At 36.6% G+C, this 21388-nt stretch carries 16 protein-coding genes and 1 pseudogene; 7 read left to right on the top strand and 10 right to left on the bottom strand.

The annotated features are described in order from the left end of the window. The first annotated feature begins 111 nt into the window (after positions 1 to 111). Together IGQ45_06185 and IGQ45_06180 are read left to right on the top strand one after the other, a co-directional pair. Entirely contained in the window at positions 112 to 402 is a 291-nt protein-coding gene (locus IGQ45_06185) for a hypothetical protein (GenBank protein MBF2056804.1), read from the top strand. A gap of 287 nt (positions 403 to 689) precedes the next feature. Further along, a pseudogene (locus IGQ45_06180) lies at positions 690 to 1167 on the top strand (hypothetical protein). A gap of 84 nt (positions 1168 to 1251) precedes the next feature. On the opposite strand, the gene IGQ45_06175 reads toward IGQ45_06180, so the two are convergent. From IGQ45_06175 to IGQ45_06165, 3 genes are all read right to left on the bottom strand, one after another. Then, the gene (locus IGQ45_06175) at positions 1252 to 1707 is read right to left on the bottom strand and encodes a DUF3750 domain-containing protein (protein MBF2056803.1); all 456 of its coding nucleotides are present in this window, start codon (positions 1705 to 1707) and stop codon (positions 1252 to 1254) included. 87 nt (positions 1708 to 1794) lie between these two features. Beyond that, positions 1795 to 3807, bottom strand: a complete 2013-nt coding sequence (locus IGQ45_06170; GenBank protein ID MBF2056802.1) for an AarF/ABC1/UbiB kinase family protein — start codon at positions 3805 to 3807, stop codon at positions 1795 to 1797. Positions 3808 to 3993: 186 nt separating this feature from the next. Next, complete coding sequence (locus IGQ45_06165) at positions 3994 to 4515, bottom strand: DUF2062 domain-containing protein (GenBank protein MBF2056801.1); 522 nt, start codon at positions 4513 to 4515, stop codon at positions 3994 to 3996. Positions 4516 to 4710: 195 nt separating this feature from the next. Here IGQ45_06165 and IGQ45_06160 point away from each other — a divergent pair, with 195 nt between their 5' ends. Further along, positions 4711 to 6339 (top strand): alpha/beta hydrolase, encoded by a 1629-nt coding sequence (locus IGQ45_06160; GenBank protein ID MBF2056800.1) that lies wholly within the window; start codon positions 4711 to 4713, stop codon positions 6337 to 6339. A 241-nt stretch (positions 6340 to 6580) separates the two neighbouring features. Here the strand turns inward: IGQ45_06160 and IGQ45_06155 are convergent, their stop codons facing one another. The 3 genes from IGQ45_06155 to IGQ45_06145 form a co-directional block, all read right to left on the bottom strand. Further along, on the bottom strand, positions 6581 to 8014 hold the full coding sequence (locus IGQ45_06155) for a DUF697 domain-containing protein (protein ID MBF2056799.1): 1434 nt from the start codon (positions 8012 to 8014) through the stop codon (positions 6581 to 6583). 281 nt (positions 8015 to 8295) lie between these two features. Continuing rightward, positions 8296 to 10176 (bottom strand): hypothetical protein, encoded by a 1881-nt coding sequence (locus IGQ45_06150; GenBank protein MBF2056798.1) that lies wholly within the window; start codon positions 10174 to 10176, stop codon positions 8296 to 8298. A 215-nt stretch (positions 10177 to 10391) separates the two neighbouring features. Further along, positions 10392 to 11120 (bottom strand): 2-phosphosulfolactate phosphatase family protein, encoded by a 729-nt coding sequence (locus IGQ45_06145; GenBank protein MBF2056797.1) that lies wholly within the window; start codon positions 11118 to 11120, stop codon positions 10392 to 10394. A 355-nt stretch (positions 11121 to 11475) separates the two neighbouring features. On the opposite strand from IGQ45_06145, the gene IGQ45_06140 reads away from it, so the two are divergent. Further along, positions 11476 to 12795, top strand: coding sequence for an FAD-binding oxidoreductase (locus IGQ45_06140; protein MBF2056796.1), 1320 nt, complete (start codon positions 11476 to 11478; stop codon positions 12793 to 12795). Between the two features lie 97 nt (positions 12796 to 12892). On the opposite strand, the gene IGQ45_06135 is transcribed toward IGQ45_06140, so the two are convergent. After that, complete coding sequence (locus IGQ45_06135; protein MBF2056795.1) at positions 12893 to 14503, bottom strand: Ppx/GppA family phosphatase; 1611 nt, start codon at positions 14501 to 14503, stop codon at positions 12893 to 12895. Positions 14504 to 14743: 240 nt separating this feature from the next. Then, positions 14744 to 16000 (bottom strand): histidine--tRNA ligase, encoded by a 1257-nt coding sequence (locus tag IGQ45_06130; protein MBF2056794.1) that lies wholly within the window; start codon positions 15998 to 16000, stop codon positions 14744 to 14746. A 288-nt stretch (positions 16001 to 16288) separates the two neighbouring features. On the opposite strand from IGQ45_06130, the gene IGQ45_06125 reads away from it, so the two are divergent. Beyond that, positions 16289 to 17719: a MotA/TolQ/ExbB proton channel family protein gene (locus IGQ45_06125; protein ID MBF2056793.1), complete on the top strand. Its 1431-nt coding sequence runs from the start codon at positions 16289 to 16291 to the stop codon at positions 17717 to 17719. Positions 17720 to 18037: 318 nt separating this feature from the next. Here the strand turns inward: IGQ45_06125 and IGQ45_06120 are convergent, their stop codons facing one another. Beyond that, the gene (locus tag IGQ45_06120; protein MBF2056792.1) at positions 18038 to 18781 is read right to left on the bottom strand and encodes a hypothetical protein; all 744 of its coding nucleotides are present in this window, start codon (positions 18779 to 18781) and stop codon (positions 18038 to 18040) included. Positions 18782 to 18979: 198 nt separating this feature from the next. Here IGQ45_06120 and IGQ45_06115 point away from each other — a divergent pair, with 198 nt between their 5' ends. Continuing rightward, positions 18980 to 19285, top strand: coding sequence for a DUF2470 domain-containing protein (locus IGQ45_06115; protein MBF2056791.1), 306 nt, complete (start codon positions 18980 to 18982; stop codon positions 19283 to 19285). Positions 19286 to 19365: 80 nt separating this feature from the next. Here IGQ45_06115 and IGQ45_06110 read toward each other — a convergent pair whose 3' ends face one another. Continuing rightward, the gene (locus IGQ45_06110) at positions 19366 to 20457 is read right to left on the bottom strand and encodes an ArsA family ATPase (protein ID MBF2056790.1); all 1092 of its coding nucleotides are present in this window, start codon (positions 20455 to 20457) and stop codon (positions 19366 to 19368) included. Between the two features lie 172 nt (positions 20458 to 20629). Between IGQ45_06110 and IGQ45_06105 the strand changes: the two genes are divergently transcribed. Continuing rightward, a complete protein-coding gene (locus tag IGQ45_06105; protein MBF2056789.1) occupies positions 20630 to 21355 on the top strand; it encodes a matrixin family metalloprotease in 726 nt (241 codons plus the stop codon). The last annotated feature ends 33 nt before the right edge of the window (positions 21356 to 21388 follow it).

The raw sequence follows: 21388 nt of genomic DNA, 5'->3' as shown, positions 1-21388 counted from the left end.
CAGAGGCGCAAAGACGCAAAGATAATATTTGTAATAATCCAAAGTGTGGTTTAAGGAAATGAAAACTGCTGTAAGTTGTCGATAGTTTGAGGTTCACTACGAAGGTTAACCATGAATAATAAGAAACAAAAAAAATGTCAGTCTTTAGAAACGTTTCATCAATCATTAGCCAAAAAAACCCTCATTAAAACCGTTTTAGCCGTAGGAATAATTACTTTATTGTGTAATGGATTAGGATACCTCTATGTCATTCGGAGAATAAAAGATGACACCATTCAAACTGTGAAAAAAAATACGGAAATTGTCGTTGAAAAAGAAAGCGAAATTTTTATCCAAGCAGAAAATAACAATAATTTAGTTAAACAATATTTACAAAATCAAATTAATACTATTGATCCGTGAAAAATAGCTCAATTTAACCGAATTGCAGCCCTTCGTTCAGATGGTACTACTCGTAATATTCAACCCTTCAATCCTGAATTTTCCCCCGGTATTTTTTTAGGCACAAACGTTAATCTTAATGACGAAATGAAAAATCGAGTGGTTAATTTTTTCAATACCGTTCAATCCTATGGTTAGGCATGGAAAAATGATTTTGTCAATACCTATATTCAAATTCCGGCGCTGGGAAACATCTTTTAGGTTTAATTAATGACATTTTGGATATTTCCAAGATTGAAGCAGGAAAAATGGAAATATACCTAGAAGATTTCGAGCTGGATAAGGTAATTCATGAAATTATTATTACCATCCAACCTTTGATTGAGAAAAATAATAACACCTTAAAAGTGGAAAGACCAGAACATTTAGGTACCATGCGAGGGGATGTTACCAAAATTAGACAAAATATGTTTAATTTGCTCAGTAATGCCAGTAAGTTTACTGACCATGGTACCATTACCCTCAAGGTTGAACGTTATGAGAAGGAAGGAAAAGAATGGATTGTATTTGCCGTCAAAGATACGGGTATCGGCATGAATCCTCAGCAACAAGCAAAATTATTTAATGCCTTCGCTCAAGCTGATGCTTCTACCTACCACTCGAAAGTATGGTGGTACTGGTTTAGGTTTAACTATTACTAAGAAATTTAGTGAAATGATGGGGGGTTATATTATCCTTGACAGTGAGGAGGGAGTGGGTACTACTTTTTCCATTAATTATAGATAATCTTTTTTCCTTATGTGATTTTTTGTCAATTATTCAATAGAAATCTTGTTCATAAATTTTTTTCTCTCTTTTTTATTTTAAATTTTACTTAATATTTTGAACAACGGTACTTAAACTAAAAATATCAAAAAAGGTTAAATTATGATATTTTTTTCCTAAACCTTGAGGGGATAAATTATAGGCAATTTTAGATTGATCTAAAACCCATTGTACATAAGTATTACTATTTGGACCGGGATAATAAAAATAGCGGTGATTATAGGGATAAATAAGGGGAGTTTTTCTAATCATAGAAATAAGATTTTCCGCTTCTTTTTCTTGCCAAATTTTCTCGCACCAACTATCACCATTACCAACGCCATTATTGGGATTCATGAGGTTTTTATGTAAATGCCCCCAACTACTGGAAACTAATTTTTGTTTCTGCCATATTTCCCATCTTTCGGTGATGTCATTTTCCCTAATTACAAACCAGTAATGTACCGCAATCCTACCAATAAAGGGTATTTTTGCAGTTCTTAATTCTACTTGTAAGGTCATAAATTTAGCAAATTTTAAACAGAAATAAAACCAGGTATTTCATGATTAATGTGGAGACGTTATATGTAACGTCTCTAAGTAAGTGTTTTATCTTCTTGCTGGTAAAGAATACTGAGGATTTTTTATTACACTTTTGCCGTTACCATTGTAATCACTGTCTAATAAAATGTTCTTAATTAATCTTGCTGTTGCTTTCTGGGCTAAACCTCCAGCGATTTTCTGACCTAGTTTTTGAGTCTCGGAATTTTGCACTATTTTCGTAATAATAGGAAGCAATTTTACGGGATCATAACCCTCAGTTTCTTGTAAGATTTGTAAGATGTTTTGAATATTACTCAGGGAATCATCTTTCACCTGATTATTTTTGAGGGGTGAAGGGCGCTGTTGGGTTTCCCAACCAATGGTCTTTCTAACTGATTCAGAAATATTAAACCAAGTTTTTTGCCCTAAATTATCCAAATAATTGACAATTTCACTGGCTAATCTTTCCCTGATAAAAGTACCACGATCTGACAATAAAAACTCAATACCTTGATCTACCACCGTATCAAAATTATAATCGGGGGAATCCTTCGCATTACGCAATAAATTCTCTAAACGATTCCAACGGAAACTACCATCTTTAAATAATAAATCTTTTAAAGAACTTTGTAACTGCTCAGACTGATCCGTTAACAATCTTTTCGCCACATAAGGATAGGCTTTACTCAATACCTTAAACTCAGGATCAATATTAATGGCAATGCCTTCTAATGTCACCATGGAGCGAATAATTAAAGCATAATAAGCAGGTACTTGGAAAGGAAATTCATACATCATCGCCGACATTTCATCGGTAATTTTTTTGAAATTCAACTCCGCTACACTAGCGCCCAAAGCGTTATTAAAAACGCTCGTTAAGGCTGGTATAATGGGCGTGAGATCAGTTTCAGGGGTCAAAAAGTCTAAATTGATATAATCTTGGGCTAACCCCTCAAAATCACGATTAACGAGGTGTACCACGGCTTCGATTAATCCGTACCGTTGATAGGGCAAAATTGTACTCATCATGCCAAAGTCAAGATAAGCCAATCTACCGTCAGGCATTGCCAGAAGGTTGCCGGGATGAGGATCAGCATGGAAGAACCCATGTTCTAATAATTGACGTAAGGAACATTGTACCCCTACTTCCACTAGGTGAGTGGCATCGATACCCTGAGCTTGGATTTTTTCGATGTCGGTTAATTTTGTTCCTTCAATCCATTCCATGGTTAACACTCGTCTGCCTGTGTATTCCCAATAAATTTTGGGTACATAGATTTCGGGCAAATGTCCATACAATTCTTGGAAACGGCGCGCGTTATCCCCTTCTTTGAGATAATTCATTTCCTCAAAAATCCGTGCGGCTAATTCATCCACAATGGCAACCAAATCAGACCTGATACGCTTAACATTACCCTTAACCCAACTAGCGATACTACGCATGATATATATATCAAGGGTAATACGTCTTACTAAATCTGGGCGCTGAACTTTAATAGCGACTTCTTCCCCTGTTTTTAATCGTCCTCGATAAACTTGCCCTAAGGAAGCGGCAGCAATAGGACTAGGGGTAATTTCTGCATAAATTTCCTGCGGAATTTTACCTAACTCCTCTTCTATGAATTGATAAGCAATTTCGTTGGGGAAGGGAGGAAGTTGATCTTGTAGAGTAGTTAATTCTTCTAAGTAAGTGGGGGAAACTAAATCTGGTCGTGTGGATAGGGCTTGACCAATTTTGATATATGCTGGTCCTAGCTTAGTTAAAATTTTTCTCAGTTTGATGGCTTGTTTCTTTTCACGGGCGCTGGATTTTCCCCATAAAGAGTTCCACCAATTAGATAAGATAAATGAGATAAGGGGAAAGGTAAGATTAATTAGCCTAGTTAATACTTGAAAGGGTTTATTACGATAAAAGGCGATAATATGGTTGGGGTTGTACTCCCAATCTTCGGGGGAAGTATCACTAACGGGTCCTAAATTTTCTTGATGTTGGGTGGGGATTACTACGGGTTGAGCGTGAACTTCAATAACGGGGCTAGTTTCTTTGATTGTTTCTGGATTGGGAGTTTGGTTGACCATAATCAAGTTTAGACTTTTCCTGTCTATTTTGCTTCAATGTTAACTATTGTAACAACATCTTAACATTTTGCTGGTGAGGTTATGAATGATGAGTTATGAATTATGAATTATGAAATAATAATTTCCTTTGCTATTTCAACTCATTATCCATTGTCAATTATCAATTATTCATTACTCTTTTGAGGTTTAATGAAGATATTTTTTAAGAAAAATTAGACTGAAATAGTAAGTTAAAAATGATAAAATCAAACCGCTAATGGTACAGCCAAAAAGTAGAGTCATAGTAACTTCTACTCCTGCATCTGCTAAATTTTGCCAAGATTCTACACTAAAACCATCAAGAGAATTAAAGGAGAAAAATAGATTTAAAATAACTTTTCCCAGTTGAAAGTTTAAGAAAAAAATTGGTACATAAGTAAAAGGATTACTTATCCAAGTAGCCATTACAGCGGTAATTTTATTACCTTTGAATAAAATTGCTAATAATATTGCAATTATCATTTGTAAGCCAAAAAAGGGAAAACTGCCTGAAAATACTCCTACGGCAAAGCCTCTGGCGATGGCTTCTGGTTTTTCTCGTAAACGTTTGAGACGCAAAAGGTAATATTGAAAATATCTTTGCCATAATGATGTACGCCGATGTTTTTTGCTCAAGGGGTAATAGGTATTTGTAGGATATTTGGTCAATGTTTCTGGTAATTTAAACATCAATTTTGTTTTGATGAGAGATCAGTTTATTTTTTGACTTCGCTCTATTTTACACTTTACTTTTTTGTTTGGGAAAGAAATTAAAAATTTTTTATCTTAAAATATAGTTTACCAGTAATTTAATTAATAATAATAATAATGTCAAAGAATTTATTGTTTCGTCAATTTTCTAGCTTTAGTTTGACTATATTAACAATGTTGATCACTTTGGGGGTGAAAGGCTTGGTTATTCCTTCGGCGGTGGAGGGCGCTGAAAATATCTCTTTTACCTATACTCCTGTGGTTTTAAATTTACAAGTAGATTCTTTGGAACTTTTTGCAGACACAGGGGAAATAAATCGTAATTTACAAACTTATTTTAATCTAGCTAAAGTTAATGAACAACAGAAGCAAAGTTTTCGTCTGGCTTTAACTACTCCTGTTAATGTTGATGGTGCTTTGATTTCACGCATTCTTAATACTGATGAGGGGGAAAGACTTTTAAGTTATTTCGGTAGTGTAATTAATGTGCAAAGAGGGGGAAATGGTAAGTCTTTGTTGAGGGGCGCTATTATCAAATCAGCTCTTGAACCGGAAGGGTTAAGTTTATTAAATGTGTTGCAAAATTTGGCGTTGGATGTGCAGGTGGATGTACCGAAAATTCTTGATTATAGTCGTCAAATTAATAGGATATTGGAAACTAGCGCCCTCCTCCAAAGCAAAGTAATTGAAATTGCGAATCATGAAGCCAGTCAAGGCAATAATCCTAATTATGCGCAGTTAAAAGACTTGCGTCAAATGGGAAGTTTCGAGGTTAACCATGAAACCATTGATGTTTTAAATTTTATTCGCTCTCAAAGATTTAGTGCTGAGTTGTACTATCCGAAACAAATTCAGGCTAATAATCCTGTTATTGTCATATCTCATGGTTTGGGGTCTAAACCTGAAGATTTCGCTAAACGGGCAAAGTATCTCGCCTCCCATGGTTATGTGGTGATGATTCCGCAACATTATGGCAGTGATTTTGGGCAAACAAAACGTTTTCTTGATGGTTTAAGTCGAGAGCTTTTTTTCGTGGAGGAATTTATTAATCGTCCTTCAACCATTAAAAGCTCTATCGATGAATTAGAAAGGCTTAATCGGACTCGATGGCAAAATAAACTAAATTTGCAAAATGTCGGGGTCTGGGGGCATTCTTTCGGGGGCTATACTGCTTTGGCGGTGGGGGGCGCTACCATTGATTGGGAACGGTTAGAAGGGCGCTGTAGTTCAGATGTAGGTAATCTCAATACAGCGTTATTGCTACAGTGTCGGGCGCTGAAATTACCTAAAGAAAATTATAATTTTCGTGATCCTCGCATCGGTGCGGTATTTGTGATGAATGCCGTTAATGAGGCTATTTTAGGACCAGATGGCTTGAACCAAATGGAAGTGCCTTTATTTATGTCGGCAGGAAGTTATGATCCGGCTACCCCTTTTGTGTTCGAGGTGGCGCAAACTTATCCTTTCTTGACTTTGAAAAATAGTTATTTACAACTACAAGAAGGACAAGCCCATGTAGATTTTAGTCAATTAGATGCGGGAATTACTGATTTGATTACTACCGTAACTAATTTAACTTTGCCTTCCCCCACTTTATTGGATGATTATACGAATTCTATGACTTTGGCTTTTTTTGAAACCCATTTAAGAAATAACTCAGATTTCCAAGTCTATTTACAGCCAGAATATGCACAATATTTAAGTGAAGGTCAAGAGTTTAAAACCTATTTAGTTACTGAAAAATCTATTCCCGAAATTAGACAGGTTTATCAAGAATTTTTAGATAAAAATATCAATAAGTAGGGGTTGAGGGCAAATTGACAATTATAAGGTTTTAATATTATGTTTAGGTAATCTGTTATAAAAGATTATGTCTTCGCACTTTACCCACCGTGTAATGAATTACACGGAATCAATGGTTTCCCGTTCAATAAATTGAACTAAGATTGTTTTTAGTTGATTTATAAGTGATCAGACGGACTTGATATAAGTTCCAAAAATATCTAAAAATGATAAATACTACAATGAGCAAATTTCATAATTCTCAATTATCATTTATCAATTGTTCATTATTGAAAGTATTTTTTTTGATAAAATTAGTTAAGAAAATAGGGTTTTTATTTTGCTCAAAAATCCATTTTAAGTTATTTTTAATTACTTCTATATTTAACTTAAATGGTATTTGATTATCAAAATCAATCTCCTGTTTTTCTAAATATTCAATTAAACTTAAACTACAAATTCTAGTGAGATAAGCTGCACTAATTCCTTGTAATATTCCTCCAGCAACATAGGTAATGGTGTTAGTTTTCAAAATTGTTGCAATAGCTTGAGTGGACATTTCCACGATACCTAATTTCAACATTAATTTACCTAATTCTGTGGCTATTTGTCGAGCTTGATTAAGGGTTATTTTTTGTTGATAAATGGTGCCTAAGTCTATAATCATTTGAGCATTTACTGCACCTACCGCTAATAAGTCTAAGCTAGAAACAGGGTTAGCAAAAGTTGCTGAACCTGCAATCCATTGATATTTTTCGATGATGGGTAAAGCTCTTTTTTTTCTTAGTTTATTTAAGGCTTGATAGATTTCTTTTTTTAGTTTAATACTTTGGCGGTGGGCGCTGTTTAGTGCTAAGCTATTAACTTCTTTTTCTTTTATATTTTGTAATTTTGCGATGAGATTTATATAATTTGCTTGATGATTTTCTTCTGATTCTTGATAGTTATTTTCATCGAAATATTTTTTGACTTTTATTACTTGATCTTTACTGCAAATATTGATTATTTCTTCTTTCGTGATAATACGACTTAAATTATTATCTAGTTGTTTTAAAATTATTTCTCTCTCAAACTCTCGCTGATAGTCAATTTGATTAAAAATCAGTAAAATTTTCTGATAATTATTAGCTAATTTTTCGATGATTATTTTTTCCGATTGAGTTATATCCCCTTGAATAACTAATAAAACTAAATCAGATTTTAAGTTAATTTCAATTAATTTTTCTGGGGTTAGAGAAGACAGAGCATAAGTATCAAACTTGAAAAGTTTAAATTCAGTTATTTGACTAAGTTTTTCGTTTATTTTTAAACTATTAAAGTGATGATTACTAAGAATATTAATACTTAATAACTGTTTTTGATTAATCTTATTTTCATATTGATTAGTAATATAGTTTAGTTGTTCAGTAAAAGAGAATCCAGCGCCCTCCACCGCAGATTCTTGAGCAAAAAGATTAATTAATTTTTTGATAGTAACAAGATTCTGATTAAACGTAGATTCATCAAGGGGAGTAATCAGAGGGGAAGGGCGCTGGGGAGAGCGAATAAAATAAAAAACACTGGCAGACAACATTAAACAAATAAAACTTACATCGCCAAAATTCCCCAACTGGGTAGTTAAACTTTGCCAAAACCACAATAAAAAAGAAAGACTTACCCCAGCCACAAGAATGGGTTTTTTGATGGATATATTCATGGTTTTAAAGCTCCGTAAAGTAAAAGGGCAAAAGGAAAAGGGCAATTTTAAAATAGGTTACAGCAGTTTTTATTTCCTTAAACTACAGGTTGGATTATCACAAAGATTCTCTTTGCGTCTTTGCGCCTTTGCGAGAAACAAAAAACGTGATTTATTGCTCTGAAATACACTGTAAACTACCATTAAATTTGCTCACGTCTTAAAAGACTTTGAATCCTTGATTATTCAATAAATTAAATTTTCCCTCAAAACTATACCTGGCGGGAAAAAAAAGACTTTCGTTAATAAAAATTAGCATCTTCGAGGGTTGGTTCAGCTGGAAACTCTGGAGGAGTATTATTATAGGGATTAACCGAAGGACTAGAAGGAGTCATGGCGCGGCGCCAACTCTCCATATCTTGCCTTGCTTGGTTGTATGCTGATGAACCAGAAGGGATTAAATCAGCAATTTCAATGGCATTACTAATAGCTTCACGAGTATAACGAGACGCACTACGACGAGCGAGGGATAGTAATTGCTCAGACCAAAGATTTACGGCAGTACGACTTTGACTGCCAACTCTGGTAGAAGAAGGGATGCCACGAGCAATATTAATCGCTCTAGCGAGAGATTGAGGGTCTCGATTTTGAGCTACCTCATAGGCTTGTTGTAAATTTTCTTCTGCACTAATTTCTCGGCGCCAAGTACGAATCCGGCTTTGGGCTTCGGAGTGTAGCGCCCTTCCCCGCCCAATACGATTGGCAACTTCGATGGCTTGATTATAATTATTATTATTACCCAGAGCAATAGCTTGATTTAAAATGGGTTGATCCTCTACCCGTTGAATATTACCACGCCACTGATTAATTAAACTGCGAGATTCCGAGTGAAGAGCCCGATTTTGAGGAATAGCACTGGCAACTTCAATAGCTTTTGCCCATGCTGAAACAGTATTTTGTTGAGCAATTTCTTTGGCTCGATTGAGAGTAGGTTGATCTTCAATTACTTCTATTTCTTGATTCCATTTTCTGATTTCTTTCTGTGCTTCACCATAGAGAGGATTTTCGGTGGTGATAAACTCTGCCCGGGTAATTGCTCGGCGTAAATCACCCACATCTCCAGCCTTCGCTAAATCTCTAGCTTGGGTGAGATAGATTAAATTTTCTTTTTCCTGTTGCCATGTTTGTTGTAACTCCCGGCTAAGGTCGAAAAGCTCACTATCAGAACTGATTTTGTCTACTTGAGCTACTGCTAAATCAAGGGATGAAAACGTCCCTAAATCAGCATTTCGCCCAGCACTGGCTAAGGTTTGCCACTCTCTAGCTTTTAATTTGAGACCACTTTTATCGGGGATTTGTCTAGCTAGAGTTTCTAAATCTGACCAGTTGCGATTATCCACAAATTGCGTCACGAGGTCATTAATTTGTCCTTCTGCTTCGGTAATCAATTCCTGTGCTTGTTCATAGGAATAACTAGAATTAGGCATTTTTAAGGCAATTTCGACGGTTTTCACCAAATTACTGATTCCGCCTTGTTGGAGGGCGCTGTAGGCTTCGTCCAGTTGTTTGCTTTCCTCACGGGCGCCCGTAATAGTGGCGACAATTTCATCATATTTAGTTTGTTGCCAATAGGTACTATCAAGGTCTAAAAATCTGACGGCGGTTAAAAAAGCAGTATTCCATTGTGCTTCCCGTAGTTGTGATTCGATTAAAGCCGTGACTTCTTCTCCCGTTGCCCATGTGTTTTCCCACTGACTAACTTTTTCAGCGATTAACTCTTTATTAGCAAGAGAAGCGGGAATACGTTTAGTAATGGCGATGGCTTCGGCTAAGTTACCTTGATTAATCTGATTTTCTGCCAAAACTAAGATTTGTTCTAACCATTGACTAATATAGCCATTTATTTGTTCTTTGAGGGGGTGATCTTCAGGCAATTCTGACAGTAGAGAAATAGCTTTTAGTAAGCCGTCAACGGTATTTTTTTCTGCTTCTAATTCTGCACAGGCAAAACGGTTGGTTGCCGAACCAAATAATAGTGATAATTTTGAGCAGTTGGCTTGGCTGGGTACTTTTAATAATACTGAAGTAGCGGCAAAACCCACACCTCCGCAAAATAAAGCTAGGGCAAGACAAATTATCTGCCAAGATATAAAACTGTTATTATTTTTGGTTTGACTCGTCATGGCTGATATTTTTTAGTATTGATTAATTATTAATTGCGAGATTGAGATAGATTTTTTTAACTGCGCTTATGATAAGACATTCGTTACACATTCTAACATCATGAACAATGGATAATTGATCAAAAGGGCAAGGGGCAAAGGGTAAAGGAAATTATTATTTCATAATTCATAATTCATAATTCATAATTTCCCCTACGCCTTTTTTTCTCTGTCAATCAATTAGTAAATACTAAACTGCCTTTTTCTTTTTGCTTCGGTAGAGTGGAGATAATATTTTTTTGGGCGCAGTAGTGCAAATCATCTTCTAAGTTTAATCTCAATAATCTTTGCCCATGACTGGCAAGGGCAAGGAGTTTTTCTAGTTGATTTTCCCATTGAGTATAAAGGCTGAGGGCGCTAATGACTTCATCATTACCAATGGTTGTTATATCTTCTAAATTTACCAAATCACGGGCAATAGCCCCAGCGCACACCGTATCCTCTAAGGAATAACCGCCTTCCCAACCTGAGCCAACTAACCAAAGTTCTTCGGGTTGATTGATTTTTAAATATTCTACCACTGCGCCATAATTAATCAGCGCCCCTGTCACCACCGTTTCCGCCATGGTTACTCTTTTTAGCGCCCTTGTGCCATTGGTGGTACTAATAAATAATTGTTTATCTTTGACTACTTCGGCGGTGCAGTCGAGGGGAGAGTTACCTAAATCACAGGATTCGACTTTTTTGCCCCCTCTTTCTCCTAACCTTAACCTTTCTTGGGGGGGAATTAATGCACTGGTTTGTAAGAGTAAATCAAGATCACTAAAAGCATGAACGGATAATGCACCATGGTGGAGGGCGCTGGTTATGGTAGTAGTTGCCCTCAAGACATCAATCACCACGGCACAGTCGGGAATTTTTCCATCGGGAGTTGCTTCGGGGGTATGATAAACAAAAATTTTCACAGCGCTATAGACAATTAGAATAAAATTAATCTTATCAAAATTGATCTCAATTCTGAGAATTTTTAGATAATAACTAAAATGTCACAAACTAAAAACTCTATAATGCTTATTTACCAAAGATTATAGCTATAGCAGTCCTAAATCATTCGTGAAAAATCAATTTTTAGAAAAAAAACATCCAAGATAACATTCCTTTTGCCTTTTACGCATAAGGTCACTCTCATAATTTGCTTAGTATTTATGCACTATTCAAGAAACGACAATAAACACAATTTTAATGTCATTACTTTGATATTAAGTGGAAAATTCTAGGTATAATTAGTTGTTCATAAAATATTTTCAGCAAAGGCAATCTATGAATATTAACTATCAAGAAATAATTAAAGAATTAGCGCCCGTCACCGTTATCACAGAAGCAGAACAAATTAAAAAATTATCTCTGGATTATTATTATTTTAGTGCAATTTTACAGGCAAAATTAGCTCATAAACGAGCCGATTTAGTAGTGCAACCTATCAACGAAGCAGAAATATTAAAAATTGCTGAAATTTGCGTCAAATATAAAATTCCGCTTACGGTGAGGGGCGCTGGGACTGGTAATTATGGGCAATGTATTCCCCTTCATGGTGGCATAGTTTTAGACATGACAGAAATGAAGCAAATTAAATGGATTAAAAATGGTATTGCCCGAATAGAATCAGGCATAAAAATGGCAAGTTTGGAGAGGGAAACAAAAAAACAAGGTTGGGAATTGCGCATGATTCCTTCTACTTATAAAATTGCTACTATGGGCGGTTTTATTGGTGGTGGAAGTGGCGGTATTGGTTCAATTAATTATGGACAATTAAGAGATCGGGGTAATGTGGTGGGCGCCCGTGTTGTTACCTTAGAAGATCAACCGAGAATTATAGAATTAAGAGGAGATGAAACTCAACAAATTAATCATGCCTATGGTACTAATGGAATTATTACTGAGTTAGAAATTCCTCTTGCTCCTGCCTATGATTGGCTTGATATAATTGTTACTTTTGAAAACTTTATTTCTGCTATAAAATTTGGTCAGGCATTATCTGATAACGATGGAATTGTGAAAAAATTAGTTAGTATTCATGCTAGTCCTATTCCTAATTATTTTACAGCTTTAAGTAATTATTTTCAAAAAGATGATAATTGTGCTTTATTAATAATTGCTAAAAACTCCGTTATTCCCTTAGAAGAATTAGTTAAAGAGTACGGCGGAAAAATTACCTATCGACAAGATTTAACTCCAGAAAATAATATCAGTTTAATTGAATTTACATGGAATCATACGACATTTCACGCCCGAAATATTGACCCCAATTTAACCTATTTACAAACATTTTATTTTACCATCGAAAAAGTAGAAGAAATGTACAAATATTTTGGCGATGAAGTGATGATACATTTAGAATTTATGCGCGTAAACGGCAAAGCTATCCCTGCCGGTTTACAGTTGGTAAAATATACCACTGAGGAGAGATTACAAGCCATTATTGATTACCACGAGGGGTCGGGCGCTTTTATTGCTAATCCTCATACTTATATACTTGAAGATGGCGGTAGAAAACAAATCGAGCCCGAACAATTAGAGTTTAAGCGTATGGTTGATCCTTATGGCTTAATGAATCCGGGTAAAATGAAAGCGTGGAAATAATGGACAATGGATAATGGATAATTTATAAACATTTCACCTGAAACCCGACACCCGAAACCTGACACCTCCCCTCACCAAAATATTTTTTCAGCAACCTCTAAACATTAAGAGTAGCCAAAACTTTTACATCAAATTCTTGCTCAAAAATTGGTTTTTTATAGTCCAAATTCCACAACTCAAGAGCGCACTCATCCCTTTTATCAAGAGGGTTTAAATGTAGATGTAATTTTTTGTATTCAGCATCATACTTACATTCTATGGATTCAATCGCACCTATTTGACGGCGATCTAACGCAATTCCCAACCTTAAAATAGCACTCATTTCTTTAATAATTTTACGATAATTAGGAACTAAAGAATAGTAAGACTCATGTTTGCGCTTTGGTTTACTTTTACGGTGATAACGAGCGATTTGGGCAATTAATTCGATCTCAATTTCTGTAAAACCTAATAATTCAGCATGACGAATTAAATAATAGGAATGTTTATGATGAGAACTATGGGAAATGTATAAACCACAATTATGTAAAATTCCTGCCGCCCAAAGATATTCCCTTTCTTTATCACTCCAATTATGTAATTCTCCCTTCGTTTGATCAAAAATAGTTAGGGCAAAATCAGTGGTTTTTTCAGCGTGGGGCAAATCCACTTGATACTTGTGGGCAATTTTCATAACACTGCGATAACGGATATTACTTTGATAAGCGAGACGATTTTCGATGTAATCGTTTTGTAACATCCAATCAACAATCATGCCTTCCCTTAGCGCCCTCTCACAAACCGTTAACGAGTCAATTTCTAACAGAGTCATGGCTTCAAGAAGAATAGTTGCCCCTGAAATGATAATTTCAGCGCGGTGATCGGACATTCCAGCTAAAGATGAGCGCCCGTCATAGTCTAGTTTGATTAATTTATCCAGAGTTTGAGCAATTTTTTCCCTCGAAAAAGTATAACCATTAAGGGGATTTGGCTCAACTCCATTATCTTCCATGGCACAGATTAAAGCGAGAGTTTCAATAGTGCCAGATGTGCCTATTAAAACTGGTTTTTCCCCTTCTTTCAGCGCCCCTCGCCATTCCTCTGACGGGCGCTCTAACATCCCTCTCACATAGGCTCTAAGGCGAATAAACTCTTTTTGGTCAATGGGATCAGTGGTGATAAAATCTTGAGTAAGACGCACAGCGCCCACCTTCGTACTACTGAGATGACGAATATCTGTACTATCCGCCAGAACTAATTCCGTTGAACCGCCCCCAATATCAATGAGGGCATGGGTTTGCCCAGCAAAATCCATACTCGACAATACCCCTAAATAAATTCTTCTCGCTTCTTCCTGCCCAGAAATTAAATTAATGATGATACCCAATTCAGATTCCACACGGTTAATAAAATCTTGTCCGTTGGGTGCTTCCCTCGTGGCGCTAGTAGCTACGGCAATAATTTGATCAACTTTCAAACTATGGGCTAAATCCTGACAACGTTTGAGGGCAGAAATTGCCCTTTTCATGGCTTCGGGGGTTAAATTTCCCGTTTCCGAGTCTCGATCGCCCAATCTGACAGTATCTTTTTCTCTGGCGATAATGGTAAATGTGGGTAGTTGTGCGTTAATTTTCACTACTACCATGTGAATGGAATTAGTGCCAATATCAATAGCGCCCACCGTACAATCTTGTAATGTTTTAGCTGGGGAATGGTTCGTATTTAGCATGAGTTAAGGAGTTTTTGTCATTTTAATAATGCTTATAATTGGGAAACAAGGGGATATGCGCCACACCACGTGCTTTCGATACTTTCCCACCGTGTAATGAATTACACGGAACCAACGGTGATTTCGTTCAATAAATTGAACTATGAATTGATTATTTGTGTGAATCAATGTAACCATTGTAGGGGTTGAACAATGTTCAACCCACCATATCTCAAAACTTTATTGAATAATAGTTAAAAGTCAATTTATTTTCTCAATAAGATGAGTAATATCATCAAGATTAACCGTTTCTTGTTGACCAGTTTCAAGGTATTTAATTTGAATGGTGTTACTTTCCACCTCACCATCACCTAAAATTAAACACAGAAGAGCATTTGAGCGATCAGCCCGTTTAAATTGTTTAGCAAAATTACTCCCCGTTAAATCTAATTCCACCGTTATGCCCCGTTGTCTCAACTGTTGAGCAATAACCAGCGCCCTCCCCTCTGCTTTTTCCCCCCTCGACACAAAATAAACATCAGGAGAAGAAACGGTGAGAGGTTTTAACTGTTGTAATAATAAAACTAAACGCTCCATACCCATGGCCCAACCGATAGCAGGGGTATCAGCGCCCCCCAACTCAGTTACTAAACCATCGTATCTACCACCACCGCACACGGTAGCCTGAGCGCCTAAATCCGCTGACTGAATCTCAAAAGCGGTATCTGTGTAGTAATCCAATCCTCGCACTAAACGGGGATTAAGCTCATAGGAAATGTTTAAATCCGTCAATAATTGACAAACTGCCGAGAAATGTTGTTGCGAATCTGCCCCCAAATAATCGAGGATGGAGGGCGCACTCCGCCCAATTTCTTGAGTTTTCGGGTCTTTACTGTCTAAAATACGCAGAGGATTACGGGTTAAACGATCTTGAGAATCAGGGTCTAAATCGTCCTTGTAGGGGGTAAAATAATCCACCAGCGCCCCTCGATACCGTTGCCGATCTTCTCCACTACCGACGGAATTAACTTGTAAACTGAGATTAGTTAAACCGATGCTGGTGAGAATATCCGTAGCGATGGCAATGGCTTCCACATCGGCGCGCGCCGATCTCACTCCCAATAATTCCAAACCGATTTGATGAAACTGACGCTGTCGCCCAGCTTGAGGGCGCTCATAACGAAACATCGCGCCACAATACCATAATCTTTGAATACCCGTAGCGCCCAACTTATTTTGAATAAAAGCGCGCACCGCCCCAGCAGTACCCTCTGGACGTAAGGTCAACGGGCGCTCACCCCTGTCCATAAAGCTATACATCTCCTTGCCTACCACGTCTGTAGCTTCGCCTATGCCCCTTTCAAACAAGGATGTCTGCTCAAAAATCGGCGTTCTCATTTCCTGATAACAGGCGCGCGATAATATTTCCCGTGCCGTTTTTTCCAAAAATTGCCAATAAATCACCTCATCAGGCAAAATATCCTTAGTGCCACGGATTGCTTGAATTTGCTGTGCCATTCCTTCTATTGCTAAATCTCAGTTTCCCTTAAACTCATAATTTTACAATAAACTTCGCACAAAACCTACCGACTTTCATTTCTAGAGTTATATTAGCGAAGTGTCAAAAGGGAAAGGTAAACTTAAGGATAAGGTGGAATACCATTAAATTTGCTCACTTCTTAAAAAACGGGGTTTTAAACCCTTTATTTTGGTAATTGATTCTGCAAGAGAACTTATAGATGGTGTCAATTTGTTAATATTAAGAAAAATTTGTCCATCGTCTAACTTATAAAAAAATATCGATAAATGCCTCTATATAATCAAAGTAACCGCCAAGAATTAGATATTAATTTACCCTATGTCAGCGCCCTTGCCCTTGTATTTACCTTAGTAATTTATTTACTACTATTACCAGTAAGAAATTCCTATTTAGGGGTATTATTTATCGACAGAGGTATAACTCAATATGTGGTTGTTTTTTTAGCGTGTTTTGTTATCGCTACTACTTTAAATAAATATAGTAAAATTGAAGCAGAATTTAAGTCTTTAAAGCAAATACAAATCCCCGAAAATATATCTTTTGATAATTATAAATCCGCTCAATTAAAGCATCTTTCCGAATATTTTACCCAATCTCCCACCCTAGTTAAAAATCGTTTAGGCAGAGTTTTATTAGCTTACATCAATTCAGGCAGTCGCAAAGCATCTAGTGAGTTAGCGTTGGATGATTCATCTTTTTATCTCACTGCTTCGGAATCATCTTATAGTTTTCCTCGTATCCTAGTGTGGGCAATACCTTTACTTGGTTTTGTTGGTACAGTATTAGGTATTAGTAGCGCCGTTAATGGCTTTTCTGGTTTTCTTGAAGGTAGCTCAGAAGTGGAGCAAATAAAAGAGGGAATTGGTACCGTTACCAGTGGTTTAGCTGTGGCTTTTGATACCACTTTATTAGCTCTTTTATTAAGTATCATAGTAATGATTCCTTTAGTCTTAATTGAGCGTAGGGAGTCTCAATTATTGCTGAGAGTTGATCTTTTTATTAATGATCAATTATTACCTAAATTTAGTGAAAAAGAAACTAATAATCTTCTTAATACAGAAAGTTTAAAAAGTACCATTGATGAAGCCATAAAAACTTCTTTACCTTCTAAAGATGAATTAATCAAACCCATTGAAGAAGCTATGCCTTCCCCTGAAGATTTAATCAAACCTGCAGAAATTTATGCCAAGGAAGTAGCCCAAAATTTATTGAAGGGATATTTTGAACAATTTAACACCATTCAGCAACAAGAATCAGTATTGATTGAGAGTATTAGGGAAATAAATCAAGGTATTTTGACAGATCGAGAAAAGTTTATTCAATCTTATGTAGAACAACAAAAGTTCTATAATTCTTTGGTAAATGACATGAGAGATATTTTGGCTTTGGTAAATCAACAATCACAGGTTAGTAATGATAATTTTCTGACTGCTAGTGAAGGGGTTAAAAATGAGTTATCTCAAGTGGCAATTTTGTTAGAAAATAGGCTTAATTCCCTTGAAAAATCGGCAGAAAAATTTGCTCAATTATCACAGTTTCAGGATAGTTTAGACCGTTTAATTGTGAGTTTGAAGGGCGCTGGGGAAATGGAACAAACTCTAATTAATATTAAAGAAGAAATTGCTCTTCTAGCGCCCGTCATGAAAGACTTGAGTAAGCCTAGGGTGATTCGTTTAGTTGAACAAATTGAGTCCTAATAATTGATAATGGACAATGGATAATTGATAATGAAAAGAGTTAAATATTAAAAATTATTCCAGTCCAAAACAAATTTAAGCTGAAAACATTACCTCACCGTGTAATTCATTACACGGCTAATGGTATTTCGTTCAATAAATTGAACTATTTTTTAAAATCTAATTTCTGAGTAATACAATAGCAGTTTTAAATCATTTGTAGCACCTTTGCAAGTATCTAAAATATCATCATTGAATTGTAACAAGGGGATGTGCGCCCCTTGCCTATGATTTTTTTAAATCAATTTATGGTAATAGACAATCAAAATTTATTACTTCTTACTTTTTACTTGGTGAATTACTAGGAGTATTTTCCCGAATAAATTGGAGAGAGTCGTTAGAAGGCCAAAGAATGATTTTTTGTAAAACTTCATCATCTCCTCGTTGCATCGCTGAAATCATACCTTCTAAAACTACCACTTCGATTTTAATGGAAGAAGCAAGGTTAGGTTGAGCTTTGGTAAATTGATCGACTAAATCTCTGACTTGCGCCTTCTCGAAAAAGAAGGGAATAAACTCCTCCTCTCCTTGTTTCATGGTAAGGTAGCCCTGATTTTCTCCAGCAGTGGCGACAAAAAGAGGTACACCGCCTTCATATTTGGAGTTAAGTTTTTTAGCTTCTTCTACTTGTACTTGATTTGGCACATAGGCAAAATTGATGCCGTCAGTTTCTTTGGCGTTGGCTTCTGCCATTTCATAGACTTCCCCTAATGATACTGGCACAACTTGCACTTTACTGCCCAATTCGGGGTTATTTTTTTTCAGTTGTGCGATGAAGTTATTGGCATCATTTCTACTCATGAATACTCCAGCAATTTTGCGGTTTTTAGTATCATTTCCGGTGGCGACGAGGGGCGCACCAGCTTCATCGGCAACGGTAAATACTGGCACGGATTGCAATTTTTGGATAATGGCTTCTTGGGGTAAAGCTAGTAATTTGCCCATAGGTGCAAACCAAGTGGCTAAAACTGTAGCGCCCACCAAACTAGCATTTCTGATGGTTTTTAATAATGATTGTGACATAATTTTTTCAATAGTATTTTGATTACGATTTTTGACGAATATCCAATTATATAGTTTCATCAAAGTTGTTGTGACCTCATTCTATCTTGATTACTTCTAAACAACAATTTTTAAAACTTGAACGAAAATTCGGTTATTCGTTGATGATTTGATATAATATACTTGAGAATATTTTTTAATAGATCAGGTTAATCAAGTATGATTGAAGTAATTAATCAAGGGGTTAGTGAGCGCATTTGTAAGCACATGAATGACGATCATCAGGATGCCATAATGCTTTATGCTCAAGCGTTTGGTAAGGTTGACGGGGTGACGGGCGCTAGAATGTTATCCATCGATCATGAGGGGATGAATATTGCGGTTAATGATCAAGTGGATCAACCCATTAGGATCAACTTTGATCATACTTTATCCGATGCTAAAGACGCTCATCATACTTTGGTGGAAATGATTAAACAGGCAAAACAATTGACAATTGATAATTGCTCAAAAGGGCAAAGTTAAAAGGGCAAAGGGCAAAGGAAATTATTAATTCATAATTCATAATTCATAATTCATAATCTCCCTTTCTCCCCTTCTCCCTGCTAGAGGGAAATAATTAAATATTGTTCTTGAAATCTAGCGCCCTTCACCGTTTGCCCTTTCAGCGGTGGTGGTAACAAAATATTACGGCGTTGATTTCCTGCTTCAATGGTAATTTCTGGACCTGATTGGCTCAATTTGACTTGTTTTTTATCAAAGCCGGGTAAAAATAATTTGACTTCCCTTTTACTACTGTCAACGGTGAGGGGCGCTGGGGCAAGGATAGCTAGGGAGAGAAAATTTGGTAAAATGTCGCCAATTTCTTCCCAGTGTGCCACCTTGGGGATGGCAGTAACGTTTAAGGGCTTAAATGACTCTTTCATGTCCTCGACATTATCACAGCCATTAGCTAAAACTCCGCCGATGGTTAACCCCACCTGTTGGGCGCTTCCCCAATAATAACGGGCGGTTTCCATAGCGCCCTTCGTCTCATTCGTCACGAGGAAACCAGCTACTCTACGGGGGTTATTGATGGCGTTTTTGCCTTCGTCTAACATTTGATTACCTTCGTTGACGGGCGCTGATGAGGCGATATTATCGGCACTCCAACTAACATTTAACACGGCACTGGTGACAGGTTGAATAAACGGAGAAATGGTTTTCACGATGTCGGAATTTTCTAAAATATTGCGCACGCGCCGAATATACCAGCTTAATATATCGGGAATACCAAACATTCGCAGACACTGGAGGGCGCTGGGGCTATCATAAATGATGACATCATAATTTTGATCCTGTTCTCGTAAATAGTTTAAAGTTAAAGCATCGTCCATACCGGGCAATATGCCCAATTCTGAACCATAGATACTATTAAGAATGGGAGATTTTAGGTATTTTTGTTCTAACTCCTTAACTTGTTCCCAGCTATTTTCTAATAATTTACTACTCTGTAGTTGGATAACATGAAGATTCGGTTTAATTTCGGTGACGGTGTCGGGTAATTCACTGCCTAATATGAGGGGAAATGATGGGGTTGAATCTTGCACTGCTAGTAAGACTTTTTTCCCTTGACTGGCGTGGTGATGGGCGCTGGTAATTGCCATGGTGGTGCAACCTACTCCACCTTTGCCCAAAAAAGTTAAAATGAATGCCATTGATAATTTTCCTAAAATTTTGCTGATATATTCTAATTAAAGCAATTTTGATCTCTTTAAGCCATAGGAATAAATTAATTTAATTTTTATGTGGGTGTGTAAAACTTAATAGTTCATGAAATTTTTACCTAAAAAATCTTCTCCCATCAAGTTAATAGCGATTATTTTTTTTATGGTGTTAATGGTGGTAATAACTGGTAACAAATCCAGCGCCCTTCCCCGTCATCAAAATAACCTTGAAGATAAATTACCACCATTAATCAATTATTCTCTGCCATCATTTTTAGTAAATCTGCCCTTGGCAACAGAAGATAATTATTTTGAGGAAATCACCCCCCATCAGGTGGGTTATTTGATTTGGCGAGATTTTCCCGTGAAAGTTTATTTAGAATCACCAGCGCCCGATTTACCAGTATCTAGTCTTCAGGCTTTCCAACGGTGGCAAAAAGCGGGGCGGAGGGCGCTGGATTTATGGAATAAATATGTACCATTACAAGAAATTAATAATGCTGAGGAAGCAGATATAATCATTTATCGTCAAGCGCCCCTCCCCCAAGGCAAAATCACCCGCAACCCCGAAACAGGTTTATTAAATTTACCGCGCATCGCCGCCGCTACCACTACCATTAAATTTTATCTGCGCGACAATCATCTACATCATCGGATGATTATTCATGTTAGCCCTCATCAAGCCGATGATTATTTAGTGAGTAATATTAGTCATGAAATGGGACACGCGCTGGGCATTTGGGGTCACAGCCCCAATCCTGATGATATAATGTATTATGCCCATACTGCGAACATTCCTACTATATCTCCCCGTGATCTCAATACTTTACGCAAAATTTATCATCAATCCACGCGCTTAGGAGGGAAAATTATGAATTATGAATTATGAATTATGAATTATGAATTATGAATTATGAATTAT

Source organism: Cyanobacterium sp. T60_A2020_053 (genome assembly GCA_015272165.1).
GTDB lineage: Bacteria > Cyanobacteriota > Cyanobacteriia > Cyanobacteriales > Cyanobacteriaceae > Cyanobacterium.
This window is presented reverse-complemented; position numbering and strand designations above follow the sequence as displayed.

Coding starts and splice junctions, on each gene's coding strand:
- IGQ45_06165 (MBF2056801.1), bottom strand. CDS start 4,515: ATGTTTAAATTACCAGAAACATTGACCAAATATCCTACAAATACCTAT.
- IGQ45_06105 (MBF2056789.1), top strand. CDS start 20,630: ATGGTGTTAATGGTGGTAATAACTGGTAACAAATCCAGCGCCCTTCCC.
- IGQ45_06150 (MBF2056798.1), bottom strand. CDS start 10,176: ATGACGAGTCAAACCAAAAATAATAACAGTTTTATATCTTGGCAGATA.
- IGQ45_06175 (MBF2056803.1), bottom strand. CDS start 1,707: ATGACCTTACAAGTAGAATTAAGAACTGCAAAAATACCCTTTATTGGT.
- IGQ45_06120 (MBF2056792.1), bottom strand. CDS start 18,781: ATGTCACAATCATTATTAAAAACCATCAGAAATGCTAGTTTGGTGGGC.
- IGQ45_06135 (MBF2056795.1), bottom strand. CDS start 14,503: ATGCTAAATACGAACCATTCCCCAGCTAAAACATTACAAGATTGTACG.
- IGQ45_06155 (MBF2056799.1), bottom strand. CDS start 8,014: ATGAATATATCCATCAAAAAACCCATTCTTGTGGCTGGGGTAAGTCTT.
- IGQ45_06130 (MBF2056794.1), bottom strand. CDS start 16,000: ATGGCACAGCAAATTCAAGCAATCCGTGGCACTAAGGATATTTTGCCT.
- IGQ45_06115 (MBF2056791.1), top strand. CDS start 18,980: ATGATTGAAGTAATTAATCAAGGGGTTAGTGAGCGCATTTGTAAGCAC.
- IGQ45_06170 (MBF2056802.1), bottom strand. CDS start 3,807: ATGGTCAACCAAACTCCCAATCCAGAAACAATCAAAGAAACTAGCCCC.
- IGQ45_06160 (MBF2056800.1), top strand. CDS start 4,711: ATGTTGATCACTTTGGGGGTGAAAGGCTTGGTTATTCCTTCGGCGGTG.
- IGQ45_06140 (MBF2056796.1), top strand. CDS start 11,476: ATGAATATTAACTATCAAGAAATAATTAAAGAATTAGCGCCCGTCACC.
- IGQ45_06185 (MBF2056804.1), top strand. CDS start 112: ATGAATAATAAGAAACAAAAAAAATGTCAGTCTTTAGAAACGTTTCAT.
- IGQ45_06110 (MBF2056790.1), bottom strand. CDS start 20,457: ATGGCATTCATTTTAACTTTTTTGGGCAAAGGTGGAGTAGGTTGCACC.
- IGQ45_06125 (MBF2056793.1), top strand. CDS start 16,289: ATGCCTCTATATAATCAAAGTAACCGCCAAGAATTAGATATTAATTTA.